At 71.9% G+C, this 7575-nt stretch carries 6 protein-coding genes; 4 read left to right on the top strand and 2 right to left on the bottom strand.

The window, feature by feature from the left end:
- Positions 1-35: 35 nt before the first annotated feature.
- Positions 36-638 carry a class I SAM-dependent methyltransferase gene (locus ABD298_RS08765; RefSeq protein WP_344299306.1) on the bottom strand — a complete coding sequence of 201 codons (603 nt, stop codon included), beginning with the start codon at positions 636-638 and terminating at the stop codon, positions 36-38.
- 145 nt (positions 639-783) lie between these two features.
- Complete coding sequence (locus ABD298_RS08770; RefSeq protein WP_344299307.1) at positions 784-2763, bottom strand: APC family permease; 1980 nt, start codon at positions 2761-2763, stop codon at positions 784-786.
- 304 nt (positions 2764-3067) lie between these two features.
- Here ABD298_RS08770 and ABD298_RS08775 point away from each other — a divergent pair, with 304 nt between their 5' ends.
- The 4 genes from ABD298_RS08775 to ABD298_RS08790 all read left to right on the top strand — a co-directional run bounded on the left by ABD298_RS08775 (position 3068) and on the right by ABD298_RS08790 (position 7511).
- Positions 3068-3793 (top strand): hypothetical protein, encoded by a 726-nt coding sequence (locus ABD298_RS08775; RefSeq protein ID WP_344299308.1) that lies wholly within the window; start codon positions 3068-3070, stop codon positions 3791-3793.
- Positions 3794-3810: 17 nt separating this feature from the next.
- On the top strand, positions 3811-4572 hold the full coding sequence (locus tag ABD298_RS08780) for a hypothetical protein (RefSeq protein WP_344299309.1): 762 nt from the start codon (positions 3811-3813) through the stop codon (positions 4570-4572).
- Positions 4573-4659: 87 nt separating this feature from the next.
- On the top strand, positions 4660-5700 hold the full coding sequence (speB, locus tag ABD298_RS08785; protein WP_344299310.1) for an agmatinase: 1041 nt from the start codon (positions 4660-4662) through the stop codon (positions 5698-5700).
- Positions 5701-5819: 119 nt separating this feature from the next.
- Positions 5820-7511, top strand: coding sequence for a thiamine pyrophosphate-binding protein (locus ABD298_RS08790; RefSeq protein ID WP_344299771.1), 1692 nt, complete (start codon positions 5820-5822; stop codon positions 7509-7511).
- Positions 7512-7575: the final 64 nt, after the last annotated feature.

Raw genomic sequence — 7575 nt, forward strand, 5'->3', positions numbered from 1 at the left:
AAGCCCCATCCGGCCGGGAAAGTCGGCGCCCCGCGTCACCGCCGCGTCATGAGGTACGCCGCCCACCCGTGCGGCCAGCCCTTCAGCCCGGACTCGCCCGCGATGCGCTCGATCGAGAAGTCCCGTCCGAAGCGCTCCTCGACCTCACCCGGGCGCAGCGCCATGTCCCCGAAGGGCAGCGCGGCCACGGCCGCCCTCTCCCACAGCGACGGGACCCACTCGAAGCACCACAGCAGGAACAGCCCGCCCGCGCGGAGCAGCGGCACGACCGCGCGCACGTACGCGTCCCGGTCGCGTCCATGCAGGTCGTCGAACGAGCCGTAGTCCACGAGGACATCGAAGGGCCCGGACACGCGGCGCATGGTGGTGAGGTCGTCTTCGACGAAGCGCACGACGACGCCCGCCGCCTCCGCCTTCGACCTCGCCTTCGCGAGGGCTGCCGGGGCGAAGTCGACGCCGGTCGCCTCGAAGCCGTGCCGCGCGAGGAACACGGAGTTGTCCCCTTCGCCGCAGCCCAGGTCAAGGGACCGGCCCGGCGGGATGCGGCCCGACTCGACCAGCCGAACGAGCTCCGCCCGGGCCGGGCCCACCCAGGGCGGCGTCCCGCGGCGGTACCACAGGTTGTAGAAGGCCTTCATGGCTTAGTCCTCCTTGAGTCAGCGCGAGGTGGTCCGGCGCCGTCGTGCGTACCCGCCAGGGCCACGACGCCCGCATTTCGCGTACCCGAGACGGTGAGAGGGGGTTGTGATGTGTACCCGAGACGGCCGCGGGCCGGGAGACGGGTCAGCCGACGTGGACCCAGGGCCGCTCGGTGATGTCCGGCTCGGCCTCGCGGAGCACCTCGCGCGTCACCGGGGCGATCTCTCCCTCCCCGAAGAACAGGAACTTCGTGAGGTTCGTGACAGGGTTCCCCTCGGTCCAGCGGAAGTAGATGTGCGGCATGAGGCCCGTGACGTTGCGCAGGTGCAGGAGCACGGCGGCGAGGGTGTTGGGCACGTTGTTCGAGTGCACCTCGAGCACCTTGAAGCCGTGCCGCTTGATGCCCACCACGTCGAGCTCCTGCTCGAATTCGGAGGAGTCGTCCACGACGATCTCGATGAACAGGATGTCCGCGTCCTCGGGCAGGTGGTTCGCGGCCCGGGCGTGCTCGAGCTTGTTGCGGTAGCGCTCGGAGTCGAGGCGCTTGGGCTCGTGGGCGATGAGCCGGATCGGGCCCTGCTCGACGTCGGTGAGGAACTCGAGGGCCTGCTCGTCGAGGCGGACGTGGGTGGCGCGCAGCTCGAACGAGCGCCGCACCCGGGAGGCGAACGAGACCACGATGATGCCCACGATGAACAGCGCCGCGATCCGGATGCCGTCCGGCCGCTCGATCACGTTGGCGATCGTCGTGTAGGTGAACACGGCGCTCACGATCCCGAAGGCCCAGGTCCGGGACCTCTGCCTGCGGTGCTTCGCCGAGAGGGTCACGGCCACGGCCGCCGAGGTCATGAGCACGAGGACGCCGGTGGCGTACGCGCCGCCCTGCGCCTCGACGTTCGCGTCGAAGATCCAGGTGATGAGGAACGCGACCGCTGAGAACACGAGCACGAGCGGCCGCACCGCGCGCGTCCACGCCGGTGCCATGCCGTAGCGGGGGAGGTACCTGGGGACGAGGTTGAGGAGCCCGGCCATGGCCGAGGCCCCTGCGAACCACAGGATCGCAATAGTGGAGATGTCGTAGACCGTGCCGAACCCGTCCCCGAAGAACTGGTGGGCGAGGAAGGCGAGGGCGCGCCCGTTGGCCTTCCCGCCGTCCTCGAACTCCTGCGCGGGGATGAGCACGGTCGTGGCGAAGCTCGAGGTGATCAGGAACGAGGACATGATGAGCGCCGCGGTCGTCAGGAGCCGGTGCGTCCCGCGGATCCGGCCCTCGGGGTTCTCCTCGGTGTCCGTCGGGTAGCCCTTGACCTGCGGCATGACGGCCACGCCGGTCTCGAAGCCGGACAGGCCGAGCGCGAGTTTCGGGAACACGAGCAGGGAGATGCCCACCATCATGAGGGGGTCGCTGTGCTGGGTGGTGAGGGTGGTCCACCAGTCGGTGACCACGGCACCTTCCGTGAACACCCGCACGACGGCGGTCCCGACCACCACCGCGTTCAGCGCCAGGTACAGCCCGACAAGCACGACCGCGACATTGATGGCCTCCTTGAACCCGCGCAGGAACACGACCGCGAGCGCCGCGATGAGCACGAGCGTGATGGTGACCTGCTGGCCGTGGAACGCCTCCGGCGCGAACGGGTTCTCGATGAGGTGCGCGCTCGCGTCTGCCGCCGAGAGCGTCATGGTGATCATGAAGTCCGTGGCTGCGAAGCCGAGGAGCGCCAGCACGAACAGCTTCCCGGTCCATCGCCCCATGAGCCGCTCGAGCATGGCGATCGACCCCTCGCCGCGGTGGCTCTCGCGCGCCACCCGGCGGTAGACCGGGAGCGCTCCCGCGAGGGTGACGATCACGAGGATGACCGTCGCCATCGGAGCCAGCAGCCCCGCGGCAAGGGCCGCGATGGCGGGCTGGTAGCCGAGGGTCGAGAAGTAGTCGACGCCGGTGAGGCACATGACGCGCCACCACGAGGCCGGCTTGTGGTCCTCCTTGGGGACGCCGTGGGGGCCTTGCCTCTTGCCGGCCGTCTCGGGCATCCCCTCGAGGAGCCAGGTCCTCAACGGATGCTGGTCGTGGTGGCGTCGCTTGGGGCTCGGCTCGGCGGGGGGTCGGGTGAGTGTGCTCATGGCTCCTGCTGGTGCGGGACGCCGGGATGGCGTCCACTGGAGCGTAGAGCGGCGCCGCGGCGGGGACGGCTGCCCTTTATGGAACCTTTACGGCTCGCTCGCGGTGTCTTTGCGCACGACGCCGTCGGGGGAGCCTCGCGCGGCGAAGTCACGGCCTGCTCACAGTCGCCGGGGAGCCCAAGGGGTTCCCATAACAAGTGTATTTCACTTCGATGGATATACCCTTCTGGCCCTAGCGAGGCCCCGAGTGGCGGTGTCACGGTTGACTCGCGCATCCCGCGCCCGCACCCAGGAGTTGACCACCATGGAGCCCATCCCCGCCCGCACCCCCGCGGCCCTCGCCTTCGGACTCGCCCTCGCGCTGTCAGGCTGTGCCGCGGCCCCCGGAACCGGCGGCGCCGGAACCTCCCCTGCCGGGACGCCCTCCGCCGCCGCGTCCGCGTCCTCGAGCGCGCCGGCGAGCTCTGCCGCAGAGGCGACCCCGCCGCCGTCGAACGTGCCGGCTGCAGGTGCGGCGGCACAGCAGGGGCTCGCCACGTTCACCTTCCCCGACGGGCGCACCTCGTTCAGCTACCCGGCCTCCTGGACCGTCGACGTCTTCCACGCCGCCGGCGCGCAGGCGACCTCCGCGACCGCGACCGTCAAGGACCCGGCCGGACGGCGCATGGCGACCGTCTACATCGGCCAGGTCACCGACGCCGTGACGACGCCGGCGGTCAGGACCGTCTACGAGTCCACGCCCGTCCCGGGGCTCGCGGCCCTGCCCGCCCCCGCGGCCCACGTCTCGTGGTACCGCGACGACTCCGGGGGAGCGTCGGCATACCGGCTGCACCTCACCGCTGGCCCGGCGGCCGCGGGCGAGGGCATGTCCCTGGACGGGATCATCCGCGCCGGCGCGGGAGTGCTCGTCGCCGAGGTGGTCTGGGACTCGTCGACGCCGTTCGCGTCCGAGGAGGCGGCGGAGGCCTGGTATGCCTCCCAGGAGGGGCAACAGGTCAGGGCGCTGCTGACGAGCATCGCGTACAGCTGAGCAGGGGGAGTGCCGCCATGACTGGAAGAATGCTCGGACTCGTCGTCGGCCTCGCGCTCGCTGCCGGGCTCACCGGATGCGGATCGGGGACGCCGGCGGCGCCGCGGGCGACGGCGGGTGGCGGCTCCCCGTCGTCGTCCGCCGCTGCGGCAACCGCCGCGGCTGCGGCGACCACCGCCGGGACGGCTGCTGCCGCGTCATCGGCGCCGCCAACTGCGACCGCGGACCTCTCGACGTTCACCTTCACCACCCAGAAGCTCTCCCTCCGCTACCCGGCAGAGTGGACGGTCGAGGCGAAGACGTTCCCGCGGGGGCCCGTGATGGGGGAGTCGGCAGAGTTCAGGGACGCCGCCGGGAAGGCGGTCCTCACGGTGATGATCAACGCCACGAGCTATGACGTCGGCTGGCCGGTGCAGCGCACCGTCATCGAGTCGGCGGCGCTTCCCGGCCTCGCGGCCGGCGGGTGGAGCCCCGCGCTGCAGTACTCCTTCTTCGCGGAGGAACCGACGGGCGGCGGGGGCCTGGGCGCGCTCTGCACCCTGAAGCTCTCGGGCGAGGTCCCAGCGAATGGCCCCGGCACCCTGCGCGGCCTCCCGCAGGGCGGCCCGGCGCAGGGTGGCCCGGCGCAGGGTCCGGGGCCCAGCGGACCCTACCTGCCGGGCGTGGAACTGGGGCCAGAGGTCGAGAAGTGCGGTTCCGTGGACGGGGCCAGGGCGTGGTGGGCCTCCCCGGAGGGCCGGCAGGTCAAGGCGATGCTCCTGAGCCTGACGGCTGGCTGACTCAGACGATCGAGTAAACAAGGGGTGCATATGGGGCAACTTCTCCTGTACGCTGGCTCACAGAAGAGCCACCTATGGAGGGTTATCGTGCAAGAGCTGCGCATCGAGGAGAACGGCAACCTCGGCCCCATTGATTCGTCCCGCATCCCGCGCTTCGCCGGCGCCGCGACGTTCGCCCGCCTGCCCCGCCTCGACCAGGTGCGCCGGGCGGACGTCGCCGTCGTCGGGGTCCCGTTCGACTCGGGGGTCTCGTACCGCCCGGGGGCGCGGTTCGGCGCGAACCACGTGCGCGAGGCGAGCCGCCTGCTCCGCCCCTACAACCCCGCCCAGGACGTCTCGCCGTTCGCGAGCGCCCAGGTCGCCGACGCCGGCGACATGGCCGTGAATCCGTTCAACATCCACGAGGCCATCGAGACCATCCAGCAGGACGCGCTGGACCTCACGGCCGACGGCGCGCGCCTCCTGACGCTCGGCGGGGACCACACGATCGCCCTGCCGCTCCTGCGGGCCGCGTCCGAGCGCGCGGGGGAGCCGGTGGCACTCCTGCACTTCGACGCCCACCTCGACACGTGGGACACGTACTTCGGCGCCGAGTACACGCACGGCACCCCGTTCCGGCGGGCCGTCGAGGAGGGCCTCCTCGACACCGAGGCCATCTCCCATGTCGGCACCCGCGGCCCGCTCTACGGCAAGCGCGACCTCGAGGACGACCGCCGCTTCGGTTTCGGCATCGTCACCTCGTCCGACGTCTACTACCAGGGCGTCCGCGAGGTGGTCGCGAAGCTGCGCGACCGCATCGGCGGCCGCCCGCTGTACATCTCGGTGGACATCGACGTCCTCGACCCCGCGCACGCCCCCGGCACCGGCACCCCCGAGGCCGGCGGCATGACCAGCCGGGAACTGCTCGAGATCATCCGCGGCCTGCGCGGGCTCAACCTCGTCGCGGCCGACGTCGTCGAAGTCGCCCCCGCCTACGACCACGCCGAGATCACCGGCGTCGCCGCGGGCCACGTCGCCTACGACCTCGTCACGCTCATGAGCGAGCTGCCCCGCCCGGTGGTTGAGCGCAGTCGAAACCAGGAGCCCGGGATCCCCGCCGAGCAGCGCACGACGGCGGGCGCCCAGTGAGCGCCGTCGAGTCGCCCCGTGCGGGGGAGGCCGAGGCGATTCAGGCCCGCGAGGCGGGCATCGCCGCGGCGGCCCGCGAGGACGGCGAGCGTGCAGCGCAGGGCGGCCAGGACGGCGTCGTGCGCCAGTACGCTGGCCGTGCCGTGCGGAACGGCGGCGACCTCGTCGTCGAGACGCTCGAGGCGCTGGGGGCGAAGACCGTGTTCGGCATCCCCGGCCAGCATGCGCTCGGGCTGTTCGACGCGATGGGTCGCGGGAACCTGAAGTTCGTCTCGAGCCGGGTCGAGAACAACTCGGCGTTCGCCGCGGACGGCTATTCCCGGGCCACCGGCGAGGTCGGGGTCCTGTTCCTCTCGACCGGCCCCGGCGCGCTCACCTCGCTCGCGGGCCTGCAGGAGGCGTACGCGACCGGCGTGCCGATGGTGGTCATCGCGAGCCAGATCCCGCTCGAGGGCCTCGGCGCGCGGCGCAAGGGCATGCTGCACCAGCTCGACGACCAGAAGGCCTCCGCCGCGAACGTCACGAAGAGCCAGCGGCTCATCCAGCACGCCTCGGGCATCCCGTCCGCCATCCAGGACGCCTGGACAGACGCGATCTCCTCGCCGCAGGGTCCCGTATGGGTCGAGATCCCGCAGAACGTGCTGCTCGAGCCGATCATGGTCCCGCCGGTCGAGGACGCGCTCGCGGTCGCGGCCGACAACCCGCCCCGCGTCGAGCTCGTGCGCGAGGCCGTCAGGTGGCTGCGCGAGGCCCGTCGGCCCGCGGTCATCGCCGGCGGCGGCACCCGGCGGGGGCACGCCGAGAAGGCGCTGCTCTCTTTAGCCGAGCGCCTGCGGGCCCCCGTGATCTGCACGCCCGGCGGCAACGGAGCATTCCCGTGGGAGCACCCGCTCTCGCTCCAGTCCTGGATAGAGGACCGGCACATGACCGACCTCCTCGAGGATGCGGACGTGCTCGTGGTCATCGGGTCCTCGCTGGGCGAGGTCACGTCGAACTACTTCACGTTCGAGCCGCGCGGGCGGATCATCCAGATTGACGCCGAACCGCGGGTCCTCGAGTCGAACCGGCCGGGGCTCGGGATCCGGGCCGACGCCGGGCAGGCGCTGGACGCGTTGAACGCGGCACTGGACGCGGCGCTGCCCGGGGCGCTCGACGCGGAGCGGCCGGCCCCCGACTGGCACGGGAAGAGCCCGGAGGAAGTGGTCGCCGACTCGCTCGCGGCTGTCCGCGCGCGACTCGACTCGCAGGACCTGGGCAAGGAGCTGCGGTTCATGGCGGACATCCGCGCGGCCGTGCCGGACGACATGCAGACCTTCTGGGACATGACGATCTCCGCCTACTGGGCCTGGAGCTGCTGGGACGCGCGGCAGGGCCAGTTCCACTCCGCCCAGGGCGCGGGCGGCCTCGGCTTCGGGTTCCCCGCCGCGATCGGCGGGGCCGTGGGGCTCGCGACCGTCGGCAAGCCCGCGCGCGTGCTCGCCGTGTCCGGGGACGGCTCCGCGATGTACTCGATCTCCGAGCTCGCGACGGCACGGCAGCACAACGTCCCGGTCACGTGGCTCATCGTCGACGACGGCGGGTACGGGATCCTGCGCGAGTACATGGTGGGTGCCTTCGGCAAGGCCACCGCGACGGAGCTCGCGCGCCCGGACTTCGTGGCGCTCGCGGAATCCTTCGGCGTCCCGGCCAAGCGCGTCCCCGTGGACGGCGTGCAGGAGGCGCTTGAGGCGGGCTTCGCGGCGGACGGGCCCAACGTCGTCGTGGTCGAGACGCTCCTGAAGATGTTCGCCCCGACGCATCTGGAGGCGTAGGCCGCCCGGCCCACCCGCCGCCCCTCCCCGCCGCCCCTCTGGGGGTCACCTTCTGGGGGTCACG

Source organism: Sinomonas flava, assembly GCF_039531875.1.
GTDB lineage: Bacteria > Actinomycetota > Actinomycetes > Actinomycetales > Micrococcaceae > Sinomonas > Sinomonas flava.